At 58.4% G+C, this 25268-nt stretch carries 21 protein-coding genes; 16 read left to right on the forward strand and 5 right to left on the reverse strand.

Translation table 11 applies throughout. The annotated features are described in order from the left end of the window. The first annotated feature begins 77 nt into the window (after positions 1 to 77). The gene (locus ABLV12_RS18950; protein ID WP_004104522.1) at positions 78 to 1211 is read left to right on the forward strand and encodes a 3-phenylpropionate MFS transporter; all 1134 of its coding nucleotides are present in this window, start codon (positions 78 to 80) and stop codon (positions 1209 to 1211) included. On the opposite strand, the gene csiE is transcribed toward ABLV12_RS18950, so the two are convergent. Further along, positions 1208 to 2485 carry a stationary phase inducible protein CsiE gene (csiE, locus tag ABLV12_RS18955; protein ID WP_325905942.1) on the reverse strand — a complete coding sequence of 426 codons (1278 nt, stop codon included), beginning with the start codon at positions 2483 to 2485 and terminating at the stop codon, positions 1208 to 1210. The two genes, ABLV12_RS18950 and csiE, sit on opposite strands and share 4 nt — an antisense overlap. Positions 2486 to 2609: 124 nt before the next feature. Between csiE and ABLV12_RS18960 the strand changes: the two genes are divergently transcribed. Then, a complete protein-coding gene (locus tag ABLV12_RS18960; protein WP_032728644.1) occupies positions 2610 to 3248 on the forward strand; it encodes a DUF1007 family protein in 639 nt (212 codons plus the stop codon). Beyond that, positions 3239 to 4219: a nickel/cobalt transporter gene (locus tag ABLV12_RS18965; protein ID WP_064398121.1), complete on the forward strand. Its 981-nt coding sequence runs from the start codon at positions 3239 to 3241 to the stop codon at positions 4217 to 4219. The genes ABLV12_RS18960 and ABLV12_RS18965 overlap by 10 nt, the downstream gene beginning before the upstream one ends. A gap of 54 nt (positions 4220 to 4273) precedes the next feature. Here ABLV12_RS18965 and suhB read toward each other — a convergent pair whose 3' ends face one another. Next, positions 4274 to 5077 carry an inositol-1-monophosphatase gene (suhB, locus tag ABLV12_RS18970; protein WP_004104514.1) on the reverse strand — a complete coding sequence of 268 codons (804 nt, stop codon included), beginning with the start codon at positions 5075 to 5077 and terminating at the stop codon, positions 4274 to 4276. 120 nt (positions 5078 to 5197) lie between these two features. Between suhB and trmJ the strand changes: the two genes are divergently transcribed. The 11 genes from trmJ to sseB all read left to right on the forward strand — a co-directional run bounded on the left by trmJ (position 5198) and on the right by sseB (position 14095). Next, a complete protein-coding gene (gene trmJ, locus ABLV12_RS18975) occupies positions 5198 to 5935 on the forward strand; it encodes a tRNA (cytosine(32)/uridine(32)-2'-O)-methyltransferase TrmJ (RefSeq protein WP_348867230.1) in 738 nt (245 codons plus the stop codon). 251 nt (positions 5936 to 6186) lie between these two features. After that, entirely contained in the window at positions 6187 to 6678 is a 492-nt protein-coding gene (iscR, locus tag ABLV12_RS18980; RefSeq protein WP_004104510.1) for a Fe-S cluster assembly transcriptional regulator IscR, read from the forward strand. A gap of 175 nt (positions 6679 to 6853) precedes the next feature. Next, a complete protein-coding gene (gene iscS, locus ABLV12_RS18985; RefSeq protein WP_004134936.1) occupies positions 6854 to 8068 on the forward strand; it encodes a cysteine desulfurase in 1215 nt (404 codons plus the stop codon). Between the two features lie 26 nt (positions 8069 to 8094). Continuing rightward, on the forward strand, positions 8095 to 8481 hold the full coding sequence (iscU, locus tag ABLV12_RS18990; RefSeq protein ID WP_002913991.1) for a Fe-S cluster assembly scaffold IscU: 387 nt from the start codon (positions 8095 to 8097) through the stop codon (positions 8479 to 8481). Positions 8482 to 8500: 19 nt separating this feature from the next. Beyond that, a complete protein-coding gene (gene iscA / locus ABLV12_RS18995; RefSeq protein ID WP_004104506.1) occupies positions 8501 to 8824 on the forward strand; it encodes an iron-sulfur cluster assembly protein IscA in 324 nt (107 codons plus the stop codon). Positions 8825 to 8899: 75 nt separating this feature from the next. After that, entirely contained in the window at positions 8900 to 9415 is a 516-nt protein-coding gene (hscB, locus tag ABLV12_RS19000; RefSeq protein WP_160886140.1) for a co-chaperone HscB, read from the forward strand. A 15-nt stretch (positions 9416 to 9430) separates the two neighbouring features. Further along, positions 9431 to 11281, forward strand: coding sequence for a Fe-S protein assembly chaperone HscA (gene hscA, locus ABLV12_RS19005; RefSeq protein ID WP_004114424.1), 1851 nt, complete (start codon positions 9431 to 9433; stop codon positions 11279 to 11281). Position 11282: 1 nt separating this feature from the next. After that, entirely contained in the window at positions 11283 to 11618 is a 336-nt protein-coding gene (fdx, locus tag ABLV12_RS19010; protein WP_004104503.1) for an ISC system 2Fe-2S type ferredoxin, read from the forward strand. 1 nt (position 11619) lies between these two features. Next, entirely contained in the window at positions 11620 to 11820 is a 201-nt protein-coding gene (gene iscX, locus ABLV12_RS19015; protein ID WP_004104502.1) for a Fe-S cluster assembly protein IscX, read from the forward strand. Positions 11821 to 11927: 107 nt separating this feature from the next. Continuing rightward, a complete protein-coding gene (pepB, locus tag ABLV12_RS19020) occupies positions 11928 to 13214 on the forward strand; it encodes an aminopeptidase PepB (protein WP_126489427.1) in 1287 nt (428 codons plus the stop codon). A 104-nt stretch (positions 13215 to 13318) separates the two neighbouring features. After that, complete coding sequence (gene sseB, locus ABLV12_RS19025) at positions 13319 to 14095, forward strand: enhanced serine sensitivity protein SseB (protein ID WP_023329918.1); 777 nt, start codon at positions 13319 to 13321, stop codon at positions 14093 to 14095. 39 nt (positions 14096 to 14134) lie between these two features. Here the strand turns inward: sseB and sseA are convergent, their stop codons facing one another. The 3 genes from sseA to ABLV12_RS19040 form a co-directional block, all read right to left on the reverse strand. Continuing rightward, complete coding sequence (gene sseA / locus ABLV12_RS19030) at positions 14135 to 14980, reverse strand: 3-mercaptopyruvate sulfurtransferase (protein WP_004104499.1); 846 nt, start codon at positions 14978 to 14980, stop codon at positions 14135 to 14137. 125 nt (positions 14981 to 15105) lie between these two features. Then, the gene (locus ABLV12_RS19035; RefSeq protein ID WP_064398127.1) at positions 15106 to 16290 is read right to left on the reverse strand and encodes a M20 family metallopeptidase; all 1185 of its coding nucleotides are present in this window, start codon (positions 16288 to 16290) and stop codon (positions 15106 to 15108) included. Between the two features lie 35 nt (positions 16291 to 16325). After that, positions 16326 to 17537 (reverse strand): hypothetical protein, encoded by a 1212-nt coding sequence (locus ABLV12_RS19040; protein WP_004104497.1) that lies wholly within the window; start codon positions 17535 to 17537, stop codon positions 16326 to 16328. 421 nt (positions 17538 to 17958) lie between these two features. On the opposite strand from ABLV12_RS19040, the gene ABLV12_RS19045 reads away from it, so the two are divergent. After that, the gene (locus ABLV12_RS19045) at positions 17959 to 22905 is read left to right on the forward strand and encodes an alpha-2-macroglobulin (RefSeq protein WP_348867231.1); all 4947 of its coding nucleotides are present in this window, start codon (positions 17959 to 17961) and stop codon (positions 22903 to 22905) included. After that, complete coding sequence (gene pbpC / locus ABLV12_RS19050) at positions 22906 to 25230, forward strand: peptidoglycan glycosyltransferase PbpC (RefSeq protein ID WP_335270042.1); 2325 nt, start codon at positions 22906 to 22908, stop codon at positions 25228 to 25230. It abuts the gene before it with no gap. The last annotated feature ends 38 nt before the right edge of the window (positions 25231 to 25268 follow it).

The raw sequence follows: 25268 nt of genomic DNA on the forward strand, positions 1-25268 counted from the left end.
CGCCATTTTTGGGGCGAGGGCATCTTGCACCCGCCCCGCTTTATCGCCAGACTGTCGCCTCCATTCGGGAGGGAATCATGGTCTTACACTCCACGCGCTGGCTGGCGCTTAGTTACTTCACCTATTTCTTTAGCTACGGTATCTTCCTGCCTTTTTGGAGCGTCTGGCTTTCCGGACTTGGCCTGACGCCGGAAACCATCGGTATGCTGCTCGGCGCCGGGCTGGTGTCGCGTTTTCTTGGCAGCCTGCTGATTGCGCCGCGGGTCAGCGACCCGTCCCGACTGATCTCTTCTCTACGCATTCTGGCTTTGCTGACGCTGCTTTTTGCGCTCGCATTTTGGGTCGGCCATCATGTCGCCTGGCTAATGGTGATTATCGTCGGCTTTAACCTCTTTTTCTCGCCGCTGGTGCCGCTCACCGACGCGCTGGCGAATACCTGGCAAAAGCAGATCACCATGGACTACGGGCGCGTGCGTCTGTGGGGATCGATAGCTTTCGTCATTGGTTCGGCGCTAACCGGGAAGCTGGTCAGCCTGTATGACTACCGGATGATACTGGTGATGCTCAGCGTCGGTATTGCTTCAATGCTGCTCGGCATGCTGCTGAAACCGTCGGTGCAGCCGCAGGGAGAGTCCCGCCAGCAGGAAGCGGCTGGGCTGGCGGCCTGGCTTACGCTGGTGCGGCAAAGCTGGCGCTTCCTCGCCTGCGTCTGTTTGCTGCAGGGAGCGCACGCCGCCTACTACGGATTTAGCGCTATCTACTGGCAGGAGGCGGGGTATTCGGCCTCCGCGGTGGGCTATCTGTGGTCGCTTGGCGTGGTGGCGGAAGTGGTGATTTTCGCGCTGAGCAAAAAAGTCTTCCGTCGCTTTAGCGCCCGCGATCTACTGCTGCTGTCCGCGGTGTGCGGGCTGATTCGCTGGACGTTGATGGGCTGGACGACGGCGCTACCCTGGCTTATCGTCGCGCAGATCCTCCACTGCGGCACCTTTACGGTGTGCCATCTGGCGGCGATGCGCTATATCGCAGCGCGTCAGGGCAGCGAAGTGATCCGCCTGCAGGCGGTCTACTCCGCTGTCGCGATGGGCGGCAGCATTGCGGTGATGACGGTATTTGCCGGTTTCCTCTACCAGCATCTGCACCAGGGCGTGTTCTGGGTAATGGCGCTGGTGGCCTTACCGGCGCTGGTGGTGAGGCCAAAAGCGGTAGCCTAGGCCTCCAGCATTTTGCAAATCTGCTGCTGCTGATGATCGCTGAACGCCTCTTCAGCATGAAACAGCGGCGGTGAAAACAGCGGTAGCGCGGTGGTATAGGGAGTGACGATCAGCGTCACTTCCTTCGGGGCGCCCTCTTTCTGAAAGGTGCTCACGCTCAAATACTTGATATTGAGCGGCAGCAGGGTTAACTCGCGCAGCTGCTGCTCCAGCGACTGCTCAAGATCCGGATTATTATCGGTAAGCAGCACCACCTGCTTCTCTTGCAGATCGCTTTTTTGCATCAGCCATGCGCCGAAAATCACCGCGATCAGGCTGACTTCCTCCTGGCTAAACCGCACTTGCCAGCTGGCTTCGAACTCCTCCAGTGCGGCCTGGGTGGTGCGCATCAGGCGGGGATAAAGACGGCCAATTTCCTCCGGCAGCGCGTTATCGATACCGATAGCGAAAACGCTGCGATGTAACGCCTGCGAGAGGTGGATATAGAGCTGATCGCTGAGCCCCTGTTCATCGCTAAACGGACGACCCGCCAGGTTCTGAAAGCGGTGAATCAGGCCAGATATAGCCAGATGCAGACGTCGATCCTGCTGATGACCATCGCGAATAGGATCGGGAGTTTTCAACAGCATAAACAGCAGGGTCAAAAACAGCTGTTCTCCTGCGTGGGGCGCTGCCGCAACCCGCCGCTGCCAGTGGCGGACAATCTCCTCGGCGAGGGCAAATTCGGCGGCGGCCTGCGCCCAGCGCTGCTGCTCGTGAGTGAAAGAGGGACTCTGCCCAAGGTGGTGCTGCAGCAAACAATACTGTAAATAAAGACGCAGAAAATGCACGTCGCGGCAGTCAAACTGCCGGTTCAGGGCGCGCGAGCAGCGGTTGACCAATGCCTGAAGATTGGTGTCATCATAGAGCGTGCGTGCGATACCTTGCTGTTTAAGCTGCGTTTTCAGAGCCGGGGTAAAATGGTGGCTGACAAAATGCGGGCACAGGCGCAGCCCGCGGCGCAGGCCGTGCAGCAGGCATAAGCGTTGATCGAGCGCGGCGCCTTCCATCCGATAGCTGCCGTCCGCTTGTGAAGTCAGGGTCAAGCGGTGATAACGCTGAATTTCGCGTCCCGTCTCCGCGATGTCCTGCCGGGCGGTATCCTCATCAACCTGGGTGAGGTTACCCAGCCATTCGGGCGTCACGGACTGCCCGGGCAGATAAAACATCAGGAGCACCTGGCTACGGCGCTGTGGACTGGAAAGCACAGATGGTGGTTCAATCACTGTCATCATCCGGTTAGTTCCAGTTAGGGTTTTCGTTAAGAGTAGTTAATGTATTGCGGGTGAACAGGGCATTTCCGGGTCTTTACATCAGGATTGCTGGCGGGGTTCACAGAATTTTTCACGCGAGGAACAGATGAAGAGAGTGAAACAATGCGTCAGCGTAGCGTTTTTCATGTTTTTATCGCTATCTGCGGCGGCGCATCCGCACAGTTTCATTAGTCTGCAAACCGAGGCCGTAGCGGAAAATGGGCAGCTTACCGGCTTTAAAATGCGCTGGACGATGGATGAAATCACCTCCGCCGATCTGCTCTATGATGCGGGCAACGCCAAACCCGGTAGCGAAATCTGGAAAAAGCTGGCGGCGGAAGTGATGGCGAACGTGCTGGGCCAGCACTATTTCAGCGAGCTGTGGCATAACGGCGAGAGAGTGAAGTTTGATAATCGGCCCGATGGCTATGGCCTTGAGCGCAGCGGCCATCAGGCGGTACTCTCTTTTACTCTGCCGCTGGCGAAGCCGCAGCCGATGGCCGGGCAAACCTTCACCTTTTCCACCTACGACCCGACCTATTATGTTGATATGTATTACGACAAAGACGCAGACTTCACTCTACCGACGGCGATGAAGACAAGCTGCACGGCAAAAGTGATGACGCCGAAGCCTAACGAAAAAATGTTGTCCTACGCGCAGTCGCTGGATAAAGCGGATGCGCCGCCGGAGGATATGGAACTGGGGAATTACTTCGCGCAAAAGGTGACGCTGCAATGTCAGTGATTTTTGCTCATGCCGGCCGTTCGCCGCGCTGGCGCCAGCTGTGGCCGCTGGCGCTGTTTCTGCTGCTGGCAGCCGGAGCTGGCTTCTGGCTATGGCGGGCCTGGCCGCAGGTGCTGCTGCAAAGCGCGGTCTGGCAGCGCGCGCTGAATGTCGAACTGAGTCGGCTTCTGCAGGCGGTAGCGGAGAATCCTGCCGCTGCCGGGCTGTCGCTGCTGGGATTTAGCTTCGCCTACGGCGTCCTCCATGCCCTGGGGCCCGGGCACGGCAAGGTGGTCATAACCACCTGGCTGGCAACCCATCCGTCGAAGCTGAAATCGAGCATCGGTCTGACCCTGGCCGCCTCGCTGCTGCAGGGGCTGGTGGCTATCGCCTTAGTCGTCGTGGTGCTGACGCTGCTGCGGCTGCCGGCAAGACAGCTGCACCTGAGCAGCTTCTGGCTGGAAAAGGGAAGCTATCTGCTGGTCGGCGCGCTGGGCCTTTTGTTGTGCTGGCGTGCGCTAAAAAAGCTGCGCGTACTGCTGCGCCGGCCGACATTCACCGCCTTCACGGCGCATCACGTTCATCACGCCAACTGCGGCTGCGGGCATCAGCATCTGCCGGCGCCGGAACAGCTGCAAAGCGGCGACGACTGGCGGGCTCGGCTGGCTATCGTGCTGTCAATGGGGATGCGGCCCTGCTCCGGAGCGATTATGGTGCTGTTATTCAGCAAGGTTATCGGCGTATTTAGCTGGGGCATGGCGGCCGCGATGGCGATGGCGGCAGGTACCTCGTTAACGATTAGCGCGCTGGCCCTGCTGGTGCATGGCTTCCGTCAGCTGGCGGTCAGGCTGAGCGCCGGCCGGGCGCCGGCGCTGTGGAAGCAGATTGGCTGGGCAACGCTGGCGCTGGCCGGCGGCGTGATCTTACTGGCGGCGGCGATAGTGATGTGGAGCAGCGCGATGCCATCGGGCGGCGGCCTGCGTCCGTTTTGAAGCGATAAAAAAAGGAAGCCGCGGCTTCCTTTTTGTTTTTCATTCAGTGAGAAATTAACGCTTCAGCGCTTCGCTCAGCTGCTCGCGCATATTGGCCAGCATCGCTTTCACAACGCGCGGGTTGCCTGCAACGATGTTGCCGGTCAGCAGGTAGTTATGGCCGCCGGTAAAGTCGCAGACGATAGCGCCGGCTTCACGGGCGATCAGCTCGCCGGCCGCGAAATCCCACGGTTTCAGCGCGATTTCAAAGTAGCCGTCAACGCGGCCAGCAGCAACGTAGGCCAGATCCAGGGCGGCGGAACCGGTACGGCGGAAGTCCGCGCATTCGGTAAACATGTTGCCGAGGATGTTCATGTAGGAGGTCGCGTGCTGTTTTGCTTTGAATGGGAAGCCGGTGGCGATGATCGTGCCATCGAGATCGCGAGCGCTGCTGCCGCGCAGGCGGTAGCCGTTCAGCTGCGCGCCCTGACCGCGGGTTGCGGTAAACAGTTCGTTACGCATTGGATCGTAAACCACGGCTACTTCAGTACGGCCTTTAATGCGTACGGCAATGGATACGGCGAAGTGGGGTAGACGTTTTACAAAGTTGGTGGTGCCATCCAGTGGATCGATAACCCATTGAACATCCTGATCTTCACCAGCGTGCTCACCGCTTTCTTCGGTGATGATGGTGTGCTGTGGGTAAGATTTGCGAATGGTTTCGATAATCATCGCCTCTGCGGCTTTATCGACGTTGGTCACAAAATCATTGCTGCCTTTCTGGCTGGTTTCTACGGAGTCAGGGGTTTCGTAGTGCTTGGCAATTAAATTACCCGCCTTGCGCGCTGCGCGCACGGCGATGTTCAGCATCGGATGCATCGGTATCTCTCACTGGATGTTAAAGAACGGGAAAAAACGGCGCATATAGTAACAGTGAAATCTGCTTATGTCTCCGTTTTATGATAGCATGCACGAATAATCTTTAGCCGAAGAACCATAATGCTGCAAAATATTCGAATCGTACTGGTAGAAACCTCACACACCGGCAATATGGGCTCCGTCGCCCGCGCAATGAAAACCATGGGGTTAACCAACCTCTGGCTGGTCAATCCTCTGGTTAAACCTGATTCTCAGGCCATCGCTCTGGCGGCCGGAGCCAGCGACGTGATTGGCAATGCCAACATCGTTGATACCCTCGATGAGGCCCTGGCGGGGTGCAGCCTGGTCGTGGGAACCAGCGCGCGCTCCCGCACGCTGCCGTGGCCGATGCTCGATCCGCGTGAATGCGGTCTGAAAAGCGTTGCTGAAGCGAAGCATGCGCCGATCGCGCTGGTATTTGGCCGCGAACGCGTAGGCCTGACTAACGAAGAGCTGCAGAAGTGTCACTACCACGTGGCGATTGCCGCGAATCCGGAATACAGTTCGCTGAACCTGGCGATGGCGGTACAGGTTATCTCCTATGAAGTCCGGATGGCCTGGCTGGCGGCGCAGGAACAAAATGAACCTGTCGTTGAGCATGAGGAAACCCCGTATCCGCTGGTGGATGATTTAGAGCGTTTCTACGGTCATCTGGAGCAGACGCTGCTGGCAACCGGATTTATTCGCGCCAGCCACCCGGGTCAGGTGATGAACAAACTGCGCCGTTTGTTTACTCGCGCCCGTCCGGAAAGCCAGGAGCTGAACATCCTGCGCGGCATACTGGCGTCAATTGAGCAGCAGCAGAAAAATAAAGAATAATAGTGCCCGCCGTTGCCCGGCGGCGCGATGCTGGCACGGTCGTTGCGGGTTCCCCTCTCCCTGTGGAAGAGGGGCGGAGTGAGGGCGTCAGGCCGCGCTGAAGTGAAACGGCACGGAAAGCCAAATACCTGACTAAAACAGTCAAGTAAATAGTTGACCAATTTACTCGGGAATGTCAGACTTGCCCTTGCTATGCAATACCCATATTAATAAAAAGCCCGGGCAGGGGCGAGTTTGAGGTTAAGTAAGACATGAGACTGACATCTAAAGGGCGTTATGCCGTGACCGCGATGCTTGACGTTGCGCTCAACTCTGAATCGGGTCCGGTTCCGTTGGCTGATATTTCAGAGCGTCAGGGAATTTCGCTTTCCTATCTGGAACAGCTGTTCTCTCGCCTGCGCAAAAATGGTCTGGTTTCCAGCGTACGTGGTCCAGGCGGCGGTTATCTGTTAGGTAAAGAAGCGGGTAGCATCGCAGTTGGCGAAGTTATCAGCGCAGTAGACGAATCCGTTGACGCCACCCGTTGTCAGGGTAAAGGCGGCTGCCAGGGCGGCGATAAGTGCCTTACTCACGCGCTGTGGCGCGATCTGAGCGAGCGACTGACCGGTTTTCTGAATAACATCACGCTGGGCGAACTGGTGAATAACCAGGAAATCCTCGATGTCTCCGGTCGTCAGCACAACCATGAATCCCAGCGTAATACCCGTGCTCAGGACGCTATCGACGTCAAACTGCGCGCGTAGTTCTCGTTCAGTTTCATCTTGCAGCGATGTGCTGCAAGCTGAAACGAACTGAGTAAAAAAGATAAAAAGATTTTCGAATCAGGCCGGGATGCTCCGACATCCTGTGTACTCGGTCGTACATCCAGCCGGTTGCCTGATTCCTTGCATTGAAGCGATGTACGGAGTTTATAGAGCAATGAAATTACCGATCTATCTCGATTATTCCGCAACCACGCCGGTGGACCCGCGTGTTGCCGAGAAAATGATGCAGTTCCTGACCCTGGACGGGACCTTTGGTAACCCGGCCTCTCGTTCACACCGTTTTGGCTGGCAGGCTGAAGAGGCGGTAGATATCGCCCGTAATCAGATTGCCGAACTGGTCGGCGCTGACCCGCGCGAAATCGTTTTTACCTCCGGCGCGACGGAATCCGATAACCTGGCGATTAAAGGTGCAGCCAACTTTTATCAGAAAAAAGGCAAGCACATCATCACCAGCAAAACCGAACACAAAGCCGTGCTGGATACCTGCCGTCAGCTGGAGCGCGAAGGGTTTGAAGTGACCTACCTCGCCCCGCAGCGTAACGGCATTATCGATTTAAAAGAGCTGGAAGCCGCGATGCGTGATGACACCATCCTGGTTTCCATTATGCACGTGAATAACGAAATCGGCGTGGTGCAGGATATCGCTACCATCGGCGAGATGTGCCGCGCCCGCGGTATCATTTACCACGTTGACGCGACCCAGAGCGTGGGCAAGCTGCCTATCGACCTGAGCCAGCTGAAAGTGGACCTGATGTCCTTCTCCGGCCACAAAATCTACGGCCCGAAAGGCATCGGCGCGCTGTACGTGCGTCGTAAGCCGCGTATCCGTATCGAAGCGCAGATGCACGGCGGTGGTCACGAGCGCGGTATGCGTTCCGGGACGCTGCCAGTCCACCAGATCGTCGGTATGGGTGAAGCTTACCGTATCGCGAAAGAAGAGATGGAAAGCGAAATGGCCCGCCTGCGCGGCCTGCGTAACCGTCTGTGGGACGGCGTAAAAGATATGGAAGAGGTCTACCTGAACGGCGATCTCGAGCAGGGCGCGCCGAACATTCTCAACGTCAGCTTTAACTACGTTGAAGGCGAGTCGCTGATTATGGCGCTGAAAGACCTGGCGGTCTCCTCCGGTTCAGCCTGTACTTCCGCAAGCCTCGAGCCGTCCTACGTGCTGCGCGCGCTGGGGATGACCGACGAGCTGGCGCATAGCTCTATTCGTTTCTCTTTAGGTCGTTTTACTACCGAAGAAGAGATTGACTACACCATCAATCTGGTCCGTAACTCCATCGGCCGTCTGCGCGAACTCTCTCCACTGTGGGAAATGTTCAAGCAGGGCGTGGATTTGAACAGCATTGAATGGTCACATCACTAATTCGGCACCAATAAGGAGAATTCATCATGGCTTACAGCGAAAAAGTTATCGATCATTACGAGAATCCGCGCAACGTCGGCTCTTTCGACAATAGCGACGAAAACGTGGGCAGCGGTATGGTTGGCGCACCGGCGTGCGGCGACGTGATGAAGTTGCAGATTAAAGTCAACAATGAAGGTATCATTGAAGACGCGCGTTTCAAGACCTACGGCTGCGGTTCCGCTATTGCCTCCAGCTCCCTGGTGACCGAATGGGTGAAAGGGAAGTCGCTGGACGAAGCTCAGGCGATTAAAAACACCGATATCGCCGACGAGCTCGAACTGCCGCCGGTGAAAATTCACTGCTCTATTCTGGCGGAAGACGCGATTAAAGCCGCGATTGCGGATTACAAAAGCAAACGTGAAGCAAAATAATTAAGAGTTGAGGTTTGTTATGTCGATTACTTTAAGCGACAGTGCAGCAGCGCGAGTCAACACCTTTCTGGCCAACCGCGGTAAAGGGTTTGGTCTGCGCCTGGGAGTCAGAACTTCCGGCTGCTCGGGTATGGCTTATGTACTGGAGTTTGTTGACGAGCCGGCGGCAGAAGACACCGTGTTTGAAGACAAAGGCGTGAAGGTCGTGATCGACGGCAAAAGCTTGCAGTTCCTCGACGGCACGCAGCTGGACTTCGTCAAAGAAGGTCTTAACGAAGGGTTTAAGTTCACCAACCCGAACGTGAAAGACGAGTGCGGCTGCGGCGAAAGCTTTAACGTGTAATTGCAATGTCATCTCAACCCCACTGCGGACGTCCGTAAGTGGGGTTTGCTTTATCTCGTTAACCCTGAGGTTGTTATGGACTATTTTACCCTCTTCGGGTTACCGGCCAGCTATACCCTTTCGTTAGAACCTCTGGCTGCCCGGTACCAGGAGCTACAGCGCCAGTATCACCCGGACAAGTTCGCCAGCGGCAGCGCGGCCGAACAGCTTGCCGCGGTGCAGCAGTCCGCCACCATCAATCAGGCGTGGCAAATCCTTCGCCACCCGCTGACCCGCGCCGAATATCTCCTTTCGCTTCACGGATTCGATCTCGCCAGCGAGCAGCATACCGTGCGCGATACCGCGTTCCTGATGGAACAGCTGGAACTGCGCGAAGAGCTTGATGAGATAGGCAAGGCGAAAGATGAAGCGCGGCTGGAAAGTTTTATCAAGCGGGTCAAAGCGCAATTTGATACCCGGCATAAGCTGATGGTTGAACAACTGAATAACGAGACGTGGGAGGCGGCGGCGGATACCGTGCGCAAGCTGCGTTTTCTCGATAAACTGCGAAGCAGTGCGGAACAACTCGAAGAAAAACTGCTCGATTTTTAATTTTCGGAAGCAATTATGGCCTTATTACAAATTAGTGAGCCTGGCCTGAGCGCCGCGCCGCACCAGCGACGTCTGGCGGCGGGTATCGACCTGGGCACCACCAATTCACTGGTTGCTACCGTGCGTAGCGGCCAGGCCGAAACCCTGCCCGACCATCAGGGGCGCTATTTGCTGCCATCGGTGGTGAACTATCAGGCTTCGGGTTTGACGGTGGGCTACGATGCGCGACAAAACGCCGCTCAGGATCCGGTCAACACCATTAGCTCCGTCAAACGCATGATGGGGCGCTCTCTGGCCGATATCGAGGCCCGCTACCCGCATCTGCCTTATCACCTGCAGGCCAGCGAAAACGGCCTGCCGATGATTCAGACAACGGGCGGACTGCTCAATCCGGTTCGCGTTTCTGCCGATATTCTGAAGGCGCTGGCCGCACGCGCCACCGAGGCGCTGGCGGGCGAGCTTGATGGCGTAGTGATCACCGTGCCGGCCTACTTCGATGATGCTCAGCGTCAGGGTACCAAAGATGCCGCGCGTCTGGCGGGCCTGCACGTCCTGCGTCTTCTGAACGAACCCACTGCGGCGGCGATTGCCTACGGTCTGGACTCCGGTCAGGAAGGAACTATCGCGGTTTACGATCTCGGCGGCGGCACTTTTGATATCTCCGTGCTGCGCTTGAGTCGCGGCGTATTTGAAGTCCTGGCGACCGGCGGCGATTCCGCGCTCGGCGGTGACGATTTCGATCATCTGTTGGCCGATTATCTGCGCGAGCAGGCTGGCCTGAACGATCGCAGCGATAACCGCCTGCAGCGCGAGCTGCTCGACGCGGCCATCGCGGCGAAAATCGCCCTCAGCGATGCCGATACGGCGCGGGTGAACGTCGGCGGCTGGCAGGGTGAAGTGACCCGCAGCCAGTTTAATGAACTGATCGCGCCGCTGGTAAAACGTACATTGTTGGCCTGCCGTCGCGCGTTGAAAGATGCAGGCGTTGAGGCGCAAGAGGTGCTGGAAGTGGTGATGGTGGGCGGCTCGACCCGCGTGCCGCTGGTGCGTGAACGCGTCGGCGAATTCTTTGGCCGTACGCCGCTGACCTCTATCGATCCGGATAAAGTCGTCGCCATCGGCGCGGCGATTCAGGCGGACATTCTGGTAGGCAATAAGCCGGATAGCGAACTGCTGCTGCTTGATGTCATCCCACTCTCCCTGGGGCTGGAAACCATGGGTGGCCTGGTGGAAAAGGTTATTCCGCGTAACACCACCATACCTGTCGCGCGCGCGCAGGAGTTCACCACCTTCAAAGATGGCCAGACGGCGATGTCTATCCATGTTATGCAGGGCGAGCGCGAGCTGGTGCAGGACTGCCGTTCCCTGGCGCGCTTTGCGCTGCGCGGCATTCCGGCATTACCGGCGGGCGGAGCGCATATTCGCGTGACCTTCCAGGTGGATGCCGACGGTCTACTGAGCGTGACGGCGATGGAGAAATCGACCGGCGTCGAGGCCTCAATTCAGGTGAAGCCGTCCTACGGTCTGACCGATGGCGAGATCGCCAGCATGATTAAAGATTCGATGAGCTACGCCGAACAGGACGTCCAGGCGCGTATGCTGGCCGAGCAAAAAGTTGAAGCCGCACGCGTGCTGGAAAGTCTGGTCAGCGCGCTGGCCGCCGACGCCGCGCTGTTAAGCGCCGCAGAGCGTCAGGCTATCGATGACGCCGCGGAGCAAGTACGCGCCGCAGCGGCAGGCGATGATGCCGATGCAATCAAAGAAGCGATTAAAAATATCGACACACAAACCCAGGAATTTGCCGCACGTCGTATGGATCAATCGGTCCGTATCGCGCTGAAAGGCCAATCCGTGGACGAGGTTTAAAATGCCAAAAATTGTTTTTCTGCCCCACCAGGACCTGTGTCCGGATGGCGTAGTTGTGGAAGCTGAGACCGGTGAGACCATTCTAGATGCTGCTCTGCGTAGCGGCATTGAGATTGAACACGCCTGCGAAAAATCCTGTGCCTGCACCACCTGCCACTGCATCGTGCGCGAAGGCTTTGACTCGCTGGCTGAAAGTACCGAAGATGAAGACGACATGCTGGATAAGGCCTGGGGGCTTGAACCCGACAGCCGTCTGAGCTGCCAGGCGCGGGTGACTGACGAAGATTTGGTCATCGAAATTCCGCGTTACACCATCAACCACGCACGCGAGCATTAATATGGGACTGAAATGGACCGATAGTCGTGAAATCGGCGAAGCGCTGTACGACGCTTTCCCGGATCTCGACCCGAAAACCGTTCGCTTCACCGATCTGCATCAGTGGATTTGCGACCTGGAAGAGTTTGATGACGATCCAAACGCATCCAATGAAAAAATTCTTGAGGCGATTCTGCTAGTCTGGTTAGACGAAGCCGAATAATTTTCGCGTCATGATTTACCCGGTGGTTTTAAGCCGAGTGAATCAACGAGCGAAAGAACTTTACGGGCTGCCATACGGCGGCCCGTTTGCTAAGAAGGATAATGATAATGACCGAAGCTATGAAAATTACGCTTACCGCTCAGCCAGCCGATGCGCGCTGGGGAGAAAAAGCGTCTTACAGCATGAATAACGACGGCATCGCCCTGCACCTGAACGGCAAAGACGACCTGGGTTTGATTCAGCGCGCGGCGCGTAAAATTGACGGCATGGGTATTAAACATGTCGCGCTTGACGGCGAGGGCTGGGATACCGACCGCGCATGGGCGTTCTGGGCGGGTTATAAAGGCCCGAAAGGCAGTCGCAAAATTGAGTGGCCAGCTCTCGACGATGCGCAGAAAAGCGAACTGGATAACCGCCTGACCATTATTGACTGGGTGCGCGACACCATCAACGCCCCGGCGGAAGAGCTGGGGCCGGAACAGCTGGCGCAGCGTGCGGTAGACCTGCTGTGCAGCGTGGCCTGCGATAACGTCTCTTATCGCATCACTAAGGGCGAAGATCTGCGCGAGCAGAACTACCTGGGCCTCCACACCGTCGGCCGCGGATCCGAGCGTCCGCCGGTCCTGCTGGCGCTGGACTATAACCCGACTGGCGATAAAGAAGCTCCGGTATACGCCTGTCTGGTCGGCAAAGGCATTACCTTTGACTCAGGCGGATACAGCATCAAGCAGAGCGCATTTATGGACTCAATGAAGTCCGATATGGGCGGCGCGGCGACGGTAACCGGCGCGCTGGCGTTCGCCATTACTCGCGGCCTGAACAAGCGCGTGAAGCTGTATCTGTGCTGTGCCGATAACCTGATTAGCGGTAACGCCTTCAAACTGGGCGATATTATTCACTATCGCAACGGCAAAACCGTGGAAATCATGAACACCGATGCGGAAGGTCGCCTGGTGCTGGCGGACGGCTTGATCGATGCTTCGGCGCAAAAGCCGGAGCTGATCATCGATGCCGCCACGCTGACCGGCGCGGCGAAAACCGCGCTGGGCAATGACTATCACGCCCTGTTCAGCTTTGACGACAAGCTGGCGAATCGCCTGCTGGCGAGCGCGCAGGCTGAAAACGAAGCTTTCTGGCGTCTTCCGCTGGCTGAGTTCCACCGCGGCCAGCTGCCGTCCAACTTTGCTGAACTGAACAATACCGGCAGCGCGGCCTATCCGGCCGGCGCCAGCACCGCGGCGGGCTTCCTGTCCCACTTCGTGGAGAATTACCATGAAGGCTGGCTGCACATCGACTGCTCGGCGACCTACCGCAAATCTGCGGTTGAGCAGTGGTCGGCGGGCGCGACCGGCCTCGGCGTGCGCACTATTGCGAATCTGTTGACCGCGGAATAACTCTTTCCCCTCACCCTGACTCTCTCCCTGAGGATGAGACAACGTTCGGTTTTCTCCCGCTGAGGAGAGCGTCGGGGCGGAGGGAACATCGTTGTGGAACTACTATGTCCGAAACTAAAAATGAGCTAGAAATCCTGCTGGAGAAGGCGGCTATTGAACCAGGCCATCGTCCGGCTTTTTTCCGCAGTTTGCTGGAAGCCACCGTTTGGGTACCGGGAGCCGCCGCGCAGGGCGAGCAGGTCGTTGAAGACAGCGTACTGGATCTGCAGCACTGGGAAAAAGATGATGGTACATCGGTCATTCCTTTCTTCACCTCGCTGGCGGCGCTGCAGCAGGCCGTTGAGGACGAACAGTCTTTCGTGGTGATGCCGGTGCGCACGCTATTTGCCATGACCCTCGGCGAGACGCTCTATCTCAATGCCAAACTCGCCACCGGCAAAGAGTTTGCGCCGCGTGAGATCAGCCATCTGCTGGGCGAAGAGGGCAGCCCGCTCAGCACCCAGACCGTGCTGGAAGGCGGAGAGTCGCTGCTGCTGTCTGAGGTTGCCGAGCCGCCCGCGCAGATGGTGGACTCGCTGACCGCGCTGTTTAAGACGCTGAAAACGGTGAAGCGTGCGTTTTTATGCTCTATCAAAGACAGCGCCGATGCGCCAGCCAACCTGCTGATTGGCATTGAAGCGGAAGGCGATATTGAGGAGGTTATTCAGGCGACCGGCAGCGTGGCGACCGATACGCTTCCCGGCGATGAGCCGATTGACATCTGTCAGGTGGTGGAGGGTGAAAAGGGAATTAGCCACTTTATGATCGCCCACATTACGCCGTTTTATGAAAAGCGCTGGGGCAGCTTCCTGCGCGACTTTAAGCAAAATCGAATTATTTAACACAACGGGGGCCCGGGCCCCCGTTGTGCTATCTACTGCCTATTGGGCCGGCTCAATCGGTAAATCCGTCCGCGCGCCCCATTCGCTCCATGAGCCGTCGTACAGGCTAACGCCGTTAACGCCGAGAGTAGTGAGCGCCAGCACGACGACCGCCGCCGTTACGCCGGAGCCGCAGCTGGCAATAATCGGCCGTTCAAAATCGACGCCCTGGCGCGCAAAAATCTCGTTGAGTTCATCAGTGGTTTTAAGTTCGCCGTTAATCACCAGTTCAGTCCACGGCACGTTTAGCGCGCCGGGAATATGCCCGCAGCGCAGGCCCGGTCGCGGCTCTGCCACCTGGCCATTAAAGCGTCCTGCCGGACGCGCATCGACGATCTGCGCCGATCCTTCATGGCTGACCAGCAGCACATCGGTCAGCCGCTTGATCGCCAGCGGATCGACGCGTCCGTCAAAATCCCCTTCCGGCAGTTCGGGAAGGCCTTGCTCCAGCGGTAGCCCATCGCGGCGCCAGCCTTCCAGCCCACCCGCAACAATCGACACCTTTTCAACGCCGAACGTGCGCAGCATCCACCAGGCGCGCGGCGCAGAGAAGAGATTACCTTCATCGTATACCACCAGGTGCTTATCGCTGCTGACGCCTAGTTCGCGCATGGCGACGGCAAACGCCTCCGCGCGCGGCATCATGTGCGGCAGCGGGCTGGTGTGATCGGAGAGGGCCTCGATATCAAAAAAGACGGCGCCGGGAATATGACCGGCCTGATACTCAGCGTTAAGATCGCGCTCTTCCTGTCCCGGCGGCGCCATCCGCGCGTCGATAATCTGGATTTCCGGGTCATCAATATGCTCTGCCAGCCAGTCGGCAGCGACAAAAAACGAGGTAGACATGAGTGCCTCCGTGTCATCAACAATAGAGTGATTGTTGTTGTTTTTTGCGATATCGACAAGGCATTTTCAAGAAGAGGCGGTGGGAATGTGATGCTCCCCCGAGCAGCGTCGGGGGAGGGGGGGGCTTAAAACGCGTTTTGCTGCAGATAGCACCAGGCGTACTGCGCGTACAGTTCAGCGCCGCTTTTCATCACCTGCTCGTCAATATTAAAGCAGCCGTGATGGTGCGCGTAGTCGCTGCCTTTCTCTTTATTTCCTGAGCCAAGCAGCGCAAAGGCGCCGGGGATATTTTCCATATAAAAACTGAAATCTTCTCCGCCGGTAGTCGGCTTTTCGTTGAAAAGGACGCTATCGCCGAATGCGTCGCGGATAACCGACTGCGCCAGCAGCGCGCTGCGCTCTTCGTTGATCACCGGTAGCGTACCGTAGCAGTAGTCAACCTGAGCGGTCGCCCCATACACTGCGGCGGTATGCTCGGCATAGCGGCTAATCGCCGTCTCCAGCCGCTGGCGCGCTTCAAGACTAAAGCAGCGTACGGTACCGTCAAGAACGGCGTTTTCAGCGATGACGTTAAAGCGCGTGCCGACATCCATTTTGCCGATAGTCACTACCGCAGATTCCAGCGGGGAAGTTTCTCGCGCCACAATAGCCTGTAGATTCATCACGAAAGCGGAAGCGACGACCGCCGCATCGACGCAGGCCTCCGGCATCGAACCATGGCCGCCGCGGCCGCGGAAGGTCACTTTCAGTAAATCGGCTGAGGCAAAGGATGAACCGACGTTACAGGAGATTTTGCCGGACGGCGTGCCCGACCAGATATGCATTCCGAAAACGTTATCCACGTTATCAATCGCTCCCTGCTGTATCATCGCCTTTGCCCCTTCGGCAATCTCTTCCGCAGGCTGAAAGATGAGCCGTACGTTGCCCGTCAGCTGTTCGCGAACATCATATAATGCATGGGCGGCGGTCAGCAGCATGGCGGTATGGGCGTCGTGGCCGCAGGCGTGCATTTTCCCGGGCGTTTGTGATTTATAGTCGAGCGGATCGTTCAGCTCCCGTACCGGCAGCGCATCCATATCGGCGCGCAGAGCTACGGTTTTACCCGGCTTGCCGCCGATGATGTCGGCGATGATTCCGGTGGGATGAGTGCGGCGATAAGGGATACCGATAGCCTCCAGTTCGGCGGCGACGCGATCCGTCGTGCGCTTCTCCTCCCAGGGAAGTTCCGGATGGGCGTGCAGGTCGCGGCGAAAAGCGATCATCGCCTGCTCTTGTCTGGCGATAATCGCGGTGATATCAGGGTTAATCATCAATGGCTCCATAATTTGCTAAAAATTCAACGCGCTCAACCGAGCACCGGCGTCAGATAGCCGACCAGAATTCCGGCTAACACCACCGAAACCATGGTGACGGAGACGAATCCGCCAACCAGCATCGGGCCCAGCATATGGTGGGTGAGCATCTGGCGCTCTTTTTCATCGTGGGTGAGGGCGTTGATGGCCTCGTTGGTAATAATGTAGTCGGCGGGAAAACCGTACAGCGCGGTCAAAGAGATGGCGAATGCCATCGGACCGCTGACGCCAAGCAGTTTTCCGACCAGCCAGGAGACAACAAACATACCTATCACCGCCGTGGCGATTAACACTACCATCGGGAATAGCAGACGCAGCAGCATCTCCGGCGTGGCTTTGTTCAACGTATCAAAGATAAAGAGCATCAACGCCATAATGGCGAAGCCAAAGCCGTTAGCCTTATGCAGGGTATGTTTTTCAAGGAAGCCTAACGAGGTAAATACGACGCCAAAAAACAGACACAGTACGAAGGGGCTGATATTCACGATTGGCTTTGCGAGGTCAGCGACGATCCAGGCCAGACAGCCGACCAGCGCCAGACGCAGGAATTTAAAGTAATTGCTGTTGTAGCTGACGGGGATTTTACTGAACAGGCGCGGCATTTTCTCCTCGCCGACGGCGAGCATCGCGTGCTCTTCGGCAATGTCATCAGGGCGCTGTTCGCCGCTGCGGTAGCGGGCAAGCAGCGTTTTGCCTTCTCGTTGCAGCATAATCGCGGTCAGCGGATATCCGGCGAACCCCTGCATCACGTAAATCAAAATGGCAAAAACCGACAGGTCTACCAGGCCGGCGTTACTGGCGCCCTGCGACATAATCAGCGATGACACGATACCCCCGACCAGCGGAGGAATGGTGACCAGCGCGGTGTTAAGATCGAATAGCATCATGCTCACCGCAAAGACGGCCACCGCGATCCCGGCAATACCGGCGAGAGAGATGACCACGGTCTTCCACTGCTGCGCCAGCTCTTTCAGCGACAGCAGGGTGCCCATATTAGTGATTAACAAATACATGAGCATTATGGCAACTGGCGTACCGATCCCGGCCCGGCTAATGATATCTGCCGGAAAAAATGTCCAGTAGCCGACTAAAAACAGAACGGCGCAGACAAATACCGAGGGAATCCAGGCTTTTGTGCGGGTAGAAACAACGTCGCCGATATAAAGAATTAAAATAATAATCGACAGTGCGACCATTTGAGACATAAATAACTTCCATATTATTTATCCCATATAAGGAATATGAGATGGGTTGATGTTGTGCTTTCTGGAAGACTGTGGAACGGACAGTCACTATCATCGCCAGGGTAATGATTTATATTTTAAAGGCATTGATATCCCGAACAATAAATAGAAAGCTCGCGCCTTGTCAATTTATATGGCCGGAGAGAGGGGAATTTCAGAATAAAAAGTGCCAATGGTTGAGGATATTAAAGGTCGAGGTAAGAAAAATCGTAGCGCGATATATCCGCTAAATTAATTCACTCCAGCTATCCGTGGTTCGCGGGGTCGCCGCCCCGGTTATCTACCAATATTGCGGGCTGGCGGGCTATTGGTAATTCTGCCGTTAACGCATAATAATGTGTTCACTGAATGTATCTGGCCTGCGGGCCGAGGGGTTAGAAGGATGAAACCATTTCGTTTGGCGGCGCTGTCTCTGGCGCTACTTACCGCGCTATCGATAACCGGCTGCGACGACAGCGGCAAACCGCAGGCGGCCGCGCCGGCGGCATCCGCAGCGGCGGATAACGCGCCCGCGAAGCCGGACAGCGCCCAGCTGGCGGCGCTGGCTGAGAAAAGCAAAGGCAAAGCGTTAACGCTGCTGGATGCCTCTGAAGTTCAGCTCGACGGCGAGGCGACGCTGGTGCTGACTTTTTCTATTCCTCTACAGCCGGATCAGGATTTCTCCCGCAGCGTGCATCTGGTCGACAAAAAAAGCGGCAAAGTTGACGGGGCATGGGAGCTGGCGTCCAACCTTAAAGAGCTGCGTCTTCGCCATCTTGAGCCAAAACGCGAGCTGATCGTTTCGGTGGATCCCACCCTGGCGGCGCTGAATAAAGCGACTTTTGACAGCAGCTTTGAAAAAACCATTACTACCCGCGACATCGCCCCGAGCATCGGCTTTGCCAGCCGCGGCTCGCTGCTGCCGGGGAAAGTCGTGGCCGGACTGCCGGTGATGGCGCTGAATGTCGATAACATCGACGTCAATTTTTTCCGGATTAAACCTGAATCACTTTCGGCCTTCGTCAGCCAATGGGAATACCGTAATTCCTTGAGCAACTGGGAGTCGGACGAGCTGCTGAAGATGGCCGATCTGGTCTACACCGGCCGTTTTGACCTCAACCCCGCGCGCAATACGCGCGAAAAACTGCTGTTGCCGCTGGCGGATATCAAGCCACTGCAGGAGCCGGGCGTCTATATCGCGGTGATGAATCAGGCGGGCCGCTACAGCTATAGCAACGCTGCGACGCTGTTCACCCTCAGCGATATTGGCGTATCCGCGCACCGTTATCACCATCGGCTGGATGTCTTTACCCAGAGTCTGGAAAACGGCGCGGCGCAGTCCGGTATCGATGTGCAGCTGCTGAACGCCAAAGGGCAAACCCTGGCGCAGGCGAAGAGCGACGCTCAGGGGCACGTGACGTTACAAACGGATAAAGACGCGGCGCTGCTGCTGGCGCGTAAGGACGGGCAAACCACTCTGCTGGATCTTAAACTTCCGGCGCTGGATCTGGCTGAGTTTTCTATTGCCGGCGCGCCGGGCTTCAGCAAGCAGCTGTTTATGTTTGGTCCGCGCGATCTCTACCGCCCGGGCGAAACGGTGATCCTCAACGCGTTACTGCGCGATAGCGACGGCAGGCCGCTTCCCGAACAGCCGGTAAAGCTGGAAGTGGTGCAGCCGGATGGCCAGATAATCCGCTCGACGGTCAGCAAACCGATCAATGGCCTGTATCAATTTACTTATCCGCTCGATAGCGGCGCGGCGACCGGGATGTGGCACATTCGCGCCAGTACCGGCGATAACCAGCCGCGCGAGTGGGATTTTCACGTTGAAGATTTTATGCCTGAGCGCATGGCGCTGAATCTCACGCCGCAAAATGCCCCCGTTTCGCCGGCTGCGGATGTCAGCTTTGCCGTAAGCGGGGCGTATTTGTACGGCGCGCCGGCCAGCGGCAACTCGCTGCAGGGTAAACTGTTCCTGCGTCCGCTGCGCGACGCGGTACCTGCGCTGCCGGGCTTCCAGTTTGGCGACATTGCCGAGGAGAATCTTTCCCGCAGCCTGGATGAAGTGCAGACCACCCTGGATGACCAGGGACATGCGGAAGTCACCGCCGCCAGCCAGTGGCAGGAGAGCCGCTCGCCGCTGCAGGTGATCCTGCAGGCCAGCCTGCTGGAGTCCGGCGGCAGACCGGTTACGCGCACCGTCAGGCAGCCGATCTGGCCGGCCGAAACGCTGCTTGGCATCCGTCCGGAATTCGCCCTGAAAGAGGTTTATGACTATCGTACCGACAGCACGATCAAGCAGCCGGTAGTGGATGAAAACAGCAACGCCGCATTTGAAATTGTCTACGCCGATGCCAAAGGCGAAAAGAAAGCGGTCTCCGGGCTGCAGGTGCGATTAATTCGCGAACGTCGCGACTACTACTGGAACTGGTCCGAGAGCGAAGGCTGGCAGTCACAGTTCGATCAAAAAGATCTTCAGGAAGGTGAGGAATCGCTCGATCTCTCTGCCGGGCAAACGGCGAAAGTCAGTTTCCCGGTCGAGTGGGGCGCCTATCGCCTGGAAGTCAAAGGGCCGGATGATGTCGTCAGCAGCGTACGCTTCTGGGCAGGGTACAGCTGGCAGGATAACAGCGAAGGCCAGGGGGCGGCGCGTCCGGACCGCGTTACCATGAAGCTGGATAAACCGGCCTATAAACCCGGCGATACGATCAAGCTGCATATTGCCGCTCCGGCTGCCGGTAAAGGCTACGCGCTGGTGGAATCAAGCGAAGGGCCGCTGTGGTGGCAGGAGATTGACGTCCCGGCGGAAGGGATGGAGTTATCTATCCCGGTGGATAAAGCCTGGAATCGTCACGACCTGTACCTCAGCACCCTGGTGATTCGCCCGGGGGATAAATCCCAGTCCGCAACGCCAAAACGGGCCGTGGGGCTGCTGCACCTGCCGCTTGGCGATGATAACCGTCGCCTGAATCTGGCGCTGGAAGCACCGGATAAAATGCGTCCTGACCAGCCGTTGAAAGTGAAGATTAAGGCCAGCCTCAAAGAAGGCGAGACGCCGAAACAGGTTAACGTTCTGCTCTCTGCCGTCGATAGCGGCGTACTCAATATTACCGACTACGCCACGCCGGATCCCTGGAACGCGTTCTTTGGCCAGAAACGCTACGGCGCCGATATTTATGATATCTATGGTCAGGTCATTGAAGGACAGGGGAGGCTCGCCAGCCTGCGCTTCGGCGGCGACGGCGATGAACTGAAACGCGGCGGTAAGCCGCCGGTTAATCACGTGACGATTATCGCCCAGCAGGCACAGCCGGTTGTGCTGGATGAGAAAGGCGAAGGGACGGTGACCCTGCCAATCGGCGACTTTAACGGCGAACTGCGGATCATGGCGCAGGCGTGGACGGCTGATGATTTTGGCAGCAGCGAAGAAAAAACGATCGTGGCGGCGCCGGTGATTGCGGAGCTGAATATGCCGCGTTTCCTCGCCAGCGGAGATACCACTCGCCTGGCGCTGGATCTCAGCAACCTGACCGATAAGCCGCAGACGCTCAACGTTGCGCTGGCAGCCAGCGGTCTGCTGCAGCTTGCAGAGGGAGAAATACCGCCGGTGCATCTGGCGCCCGGCGCGCGCAGCACCCTGTTTGTACCCGTTCGCGCCCTACAAGGCTTTGGCGATGGTGAGGTAAATGCCACCATCAGCGGCCTGAACCTGCCGGGTGAAACTTTCACGCCAATGCAGAAGCAGTGGAAGCTGGGCGTGCGTCCCGCCTTCCCGGCGCAAACCGTGAATTCCGGCGCTGTCCTCCAGCCGGGGGAAAGCTGGCAGGCTCCGGCGGCGCAAAGCGAGGGTTTCTCGCCGGCCACGTTGCAGGGGCAGCTGGTGTTTAGCGGCAAGCCGCCGCTGAACCTGGCGCGCTATATTCGCGACCTGAAGGCCTATCCTTACGGCTGCCTGGAGCAGACCACCAGCGGGCTATTCCCGTCGCTGTATACCAACGCCGCCCAGCTTAAAGCCCTGGGGATCGGCGGCGATAGCGATGAAAAACGACGCGCGGCGGTGGATATCGGCATTTCTCGCCTGCTGCAGATGCAGCGCGATGACGGCGGTTTCGCCCTGTGGGACAGAGAGGGGCCGGAAGAGTACTGGCTAACCGCCTACACGATGGACTTCCTCGTCCGGGCGGGCGAGCAGGGCTATAGCGTACCAACCAATGCCGTCAATAACGGCAACCAGCGCCTGCTGCGTTATTTACAGGAGCCGGGGCTGATCGCCGTCCGCTACAGCGATGATGCCCAGGCCAGCCGTTTTGCCGCTCAGGCCTACGCCGCGCTGGTGCTGGCACGGCAGCAGAAAGCGCCGCTCGGCGCGCTGCGCGAAATCTGGAGCCGTCACGACCAGGCGCGTTCCGGTCTGCCGCTGCTGCAGCTGGGCGTGGCCCTGAAAATGATGGGCGATGCGCCGCGCGGCGACGAAGCCCTGAAGCTGGCGCTGAGCACGCCGCGGCAGGAGGAGAACCGCTGGCTCGGCGATTACGGCAGCGAGCTGCGCGACGATGCGCTGAAGCTGGCGCTGCTGGAGGAGAACAAACTGCTGCCGGAAGCGCAAAATACGCTGCTCAGCCATCTGGCGGAAGAAGCCTACGGCCAGCGCTGGCTCTCGACGCAGGAGAGTAATGCCCTGTTCCTGGCCGGACGCACGTTGCAGGATCTTCCCGGTAGCTGGCAGGCGCAAACCTCCGTGCAGGCCGAACCGCTCTCCGGTGAGAAAGCGCAAACCCGTAACCTGACCGGCGATCAGCTGGCGGCCTTGCAGGTGACCAATACCGGTCAGCAGCCGCTGTGGCTCCGTCTCGACAGCAGCGGCTATCCGCAGAACGCGCCGCAGCCGGGGGGCAACGTGCTGGGCATTGAACGGCACGTTTTCGATACCCAGGGTCAGCAGAAATCGCTCTCTTCGCTGCGCAGCGGCGAACTGGTTTTGGTGAAGCTGGAGGTGACGGCTAAGCGTAACGTCCCGGACGCGCTGGTGGTGGATTTACTCCCGGCGGGGCTGGAGCTGGAAAACCAGAATCTGGCCAACAGCAGCGCCAGTCTGCAGGAGAACGGCGAGGTGGTGCAAAATCTGCTTAACCAGATGCAGCAGGCCGATATCCAGCATATTGAGTTTCGCGACGATCGCTTTGTGGCCGCGGTAGCTATCAATGAAGGCCAGCCGGTGACGCTGGTTTATCTGGCGCGCGCGGTGACGCCGGGCACCTATCAGGTACCGCAGCCGCAGGTTGAGTCGATGTACGTGCCGCAGTGGCGGGCAACTGGCGCAGCCAGCGGACCGCTAACCGTTGCGCCATAAATGCGGGTGCTGAGGCGTATCAAACGCCGCTGGCGCTGGCTGGCGGCGTTTATTTTTTTGCTGTGGCTATTGCTGCTGGCGGCAGACCGGCTGTGGCCGCTGCCGCTGCGTGAGGTTACCCCTGCCAGAGTAGTGGTGGCGGAAGACGGGACGCCGCTGTGGCGCTTTGCCGATGCGCAGGGCGTCTGGCGCTATCCGGTAACGCTGGCTGATGTTTCGCCGCGCTATTTGCAGGCGCTGATCCACTATGAAGATCGCTGGTTCTGGGAGCATCCCGGCGTTAACCCGTTTGCGATCGCTCGCGCCGCCTGGCAGGATCTCACTTCCGGGAGAGTGATCTCCGGAGGGAGCACCCTGACCATGCAGGTGGCGCGCCTGCTCGATCCTCATCCCCGCACCTTCGGCGGCAAGCTGCGTCAGCTATGGCGGGCGCTGCAGCTGGAGTGGCATCTGTCAAAAAGCGAGATCCTCACGCTCTATCTCAATCGGGCGCCGTTCGGCGGCACGCTGCAGGGGATTGGCGCGGCCAGCTGGGCTTATCTCGGTAAACCGCCCGCACAGCTAAGCTACGGCGAAGCGGCGCTGCTGGCCGTTCTGCCGCAGGCGCCAAGCAGGCTGCGCCCGGACCGCTGGCCGGAACGTGCGCAGGCGGCGCGCGATAAAGTGCTGCTGAGAATGGAAAATCAGGGCGTGTGGCCGCCGCAGCCGGTGCGAGAAGCTATCGAAGAGCCCGCCTGGCTGTTTCCGCGGCAGATGCCGCAGCTGGCGCCGCTTTTCTCCCGCCGCGCGCTGGCGAGCAGCCGGTCTGAGAAGGTAGTAACGACGCTGGATGCCGGGCTGCAGCGGCAGCTGGAGGATCTGGCGCTGAACTGGAAATCGCGCCTGCCGCCGCGCAGCTCTTTAGCGATGGTGGTGGTCGACCATACCAATATGAAGGTGCGCGGCTGGGTAGGATCGGCGGATATCAGTGATGATAGCCGCTTTGGCCACATTGATATGGTATCGGCGATCCGCTCCCCGGGTTCGGTACTGAAACCGTTTGTCTACGGCATGGCGCTGGATGAGGGACTGATCCATCCGGCTTCGCTATTACAGGATGTCCCGCGCCGGTTTAGCGACTACCGGCCGGGCAACTTTGACAGCGGTTTTCACGGGCCGGTAAGCGCCAGCGAAGCGCTGGTTCGCTCGTTGAACCTTCCGGCTGTGCAGGTGCTGGAGGCCTACGGGCCGAAGCGTTTTGCCGCCAGGCTGCGCAATGCCGGATTGCCGCTGATGCTGCCCGCCGGCGCGGAGCCGAATCTATCGCTGATCCTCGGCGGCGCCGGCGCGCGTCTGGCGGATATCGTGGCGGCGTACAGCGCGTTCGCCCGTCACGGTAAGGCGGGGCAACTGCGCATCACTCCTGATTCACCGCTGGTTGAACGACCGCTGCTGTCGCCGGGGGCCGCCTGGATTGTGCGGCGCATTCTGGCCGGCGAAGCGCAGCCGGTTCCCGATGCGTCGCTGGTACAGGTGGTGCCGCTGGCGTGGAAAACCGGAACCAGCTACGGCTATCGCGATGCCTGGGCAATCGGCGTGAACGCCCGCTATCTGATAGGTATCTGGACCGGAAGACCTGACGGCACGCCGGTTGTCGGACAGTTTGGCTTCACCAGCGCGGTGCCGCTGCTGAATCAGGTCAATAATATGCTGCTGGCGCGGCCGGCAATGAGCCACGGCGGATTGCCGAGCGACCCGCGTCCCTCATCGGTCAGCGCCGGGACGGTTTGCTGGCCCGGCGGGCAGTATTTACCTGCGGGGGATGCGAACTGCCGCCGACGGCTGGCCACCTGGCTACTTGATGAGAGTCAGCCGCCGACCTTGCTGCTCCCTGGACAGGAAGGTATGCGAGGGATCCGCTTTCCGGTCTGGCTGAACGAAAAAGGACAGCGGGTGGCGGCAGATTGCCCCGGCGCGGTAGAGAAAAGCTTCGACGTCTGGCCGCTGCCGCTCGAACCCTGGCTACCCGCAGGCGAACGACGTCGGGTCAGGCTGCCTGCAGTTTCGGCGGCGTGTCCGCCGGTCCAAAGCGCTGATGCCGCACCGCTGGTGCTCTCGGGCATACGCGAGGGCGCAGTCGTTAAACGACTGCCCGGCGAGCAAAAGGTGATGCTGCCGCTGCAAACGACCGGAGGGGAAGGGCGGCGCTGGTGGTTTCTTAACGGTGAGCCTATGCCGGCTGAAGGCTCCAGCGCGACCCTTAACATCGATCGCCCTGACCGTTATCAACTGGTGGTGATGGATGAGGCGGGGCAAATTGTTGCCGCGAACTTCACGGTGCAATAAACAGAACTTGCCGTAATGGGCTGGATTTGTTGTTTAAG

The organism is Klebsiella sp. CN_Kp100, from assembly GCF_040065315.1.
In the GTDB taxonomy this organism is placed as follows: Bacteria; Pseudomonadota; Gammaproteobacteria; order Enterobacterales; family Enterobacteriaceae; genus Klebsiella; species Klebsiella oxytoca.

Coding starts and splice junctions, on each gene's coding strand:
- ABLV12_RS18950 (WP_004104522.1), top strand. CDS start 78: ATGGTCTTACACTCCACGCGCTGGCTGGCGCTTAGTTACTTCACCTAT.
- csiE (WP_325905942.1), bottom strand. CDS start 2,485: ATGATGACAGTGATTGAACCACCATCTGTGCTTTCCAGTCCACAGCGC.
- ABLV12_RS18960 (WP_032728644.1), top strand. CDS start 2,610: ATGAAGAGAGTGAAACAATGCGTCAGCGTAGCGTTTTTCATGTTTTTA.
- ABLV12_RS18965 (WP_064398121.1), top strand. CDS start 3,239: ATGTCAGTGATTTTTGCTCATGCCGGCCGTTCGCCGCGCTGGCGCCAG.
- suhB (WP_004104514.1), bottom strand. CDS start 5,077: ATGCATCCGATGCTGAACATCGCCGTGCGCGCAGCGCGCAAGGCGGGT.
- trmJ (WP_348867230.1), top strand. CDS start 5,198: ATGCTGCAAAATATTCGAATCGTACTGGTAGAAACCTCACACACCGGC.
- iscR (WP_004104510.1), top strand. CDS start 6,187: ATGAGACTGACATCTAAAGGGCGTTATGCCGTGACCGCGATGCTTGAC.
- iscS (WP_004134936.1), top strand. CDS start 6,854: ATGAAATTACCGATCTATCTCGATTATTCCGCAACCACGCCGGTGGAC.
- iscU (WP_002913991.1), top strand. CDS start 8,095: ATGGCTTACAGCGAAAAAGTTATCGATCATTACGAGAATCCGCGCAAC.
- iscA (WP_004104506.1), top strand. CDS start 8,501: ATGTCGATTACTTTAAGCGACAGTGCAGCAGCGCGAGTCAACACCTTT.
- hscB (WP_160886140.1), top strand. CDS start 8,900: ATGGACTATTTTACCCTCTTCGGGTTACCGGCCAGCTATACCCTTTCG.
- hscA (WP_004114424.1), top strand. CDS start 9,431: ATGGCCTTATTACAAATTAGTGAGCCTGGCCTGAGCGCCGCGCCGCAC.
- fdx (WP_004104503.1), top strand. CDS start 11,283: ATGCCAAAAATTGTTTTTCTGCCCCACCAGGACCTGTGTCCGGATGGC.
- iscX (WP_004104502.1), top strand. CDS start 11,620: ATGGGACTGAAATGGACCGATAGTCGTGAAATCGGCGAAGCGCTGTAC.
- pepB (WP_126489427.1), top strand. CDS start 11,928: ATGACCGAAGCTATGAAAATTACGCTTACCGCTCAGCCAGCCGATGCG.
- sseB (WP_023329918.1), top strand. CDS start 13,319: ATGTCCGAAACTAAAAATGAGCTAGAAATCCTGCTGGAGAAGGCGGCT.
- sseA (WP_004104499.1), bottom strand. CDS start 14,980: ATGTCTACCTCGTTTTTTGTCGCTGCCGACTGGCTGGCAGAGCATATT.
- ABLV12_RS19035 (WP_064398127.1), bottom strand. CDS start 16,290: ATGATTAACCCTGATATCACCGCGATTATCGCCAGACAAGAGCAGGCG.
- ABLV12_RS19040 (WP_004104497.1), bottom strand. CDS start 17,537: ATGTCTCAAATGGTCGCACTGTCGATTATTATTTTAATTCTTTATATC.
- ABLV12_RS19045 (WP_348867231.1), top strand. CDS start 17,959: ATGAAACCATTTCGTTTGGCGGCGCTGTCTCTGGCGCTACTTACCGCG.
- pbpC (WP_335270042.1), top strand. CDS start 22,906: ATGCGGGTGCTGAGGCGTATCAAACGCCGCTGGCGCTGGCTGGCGGCG.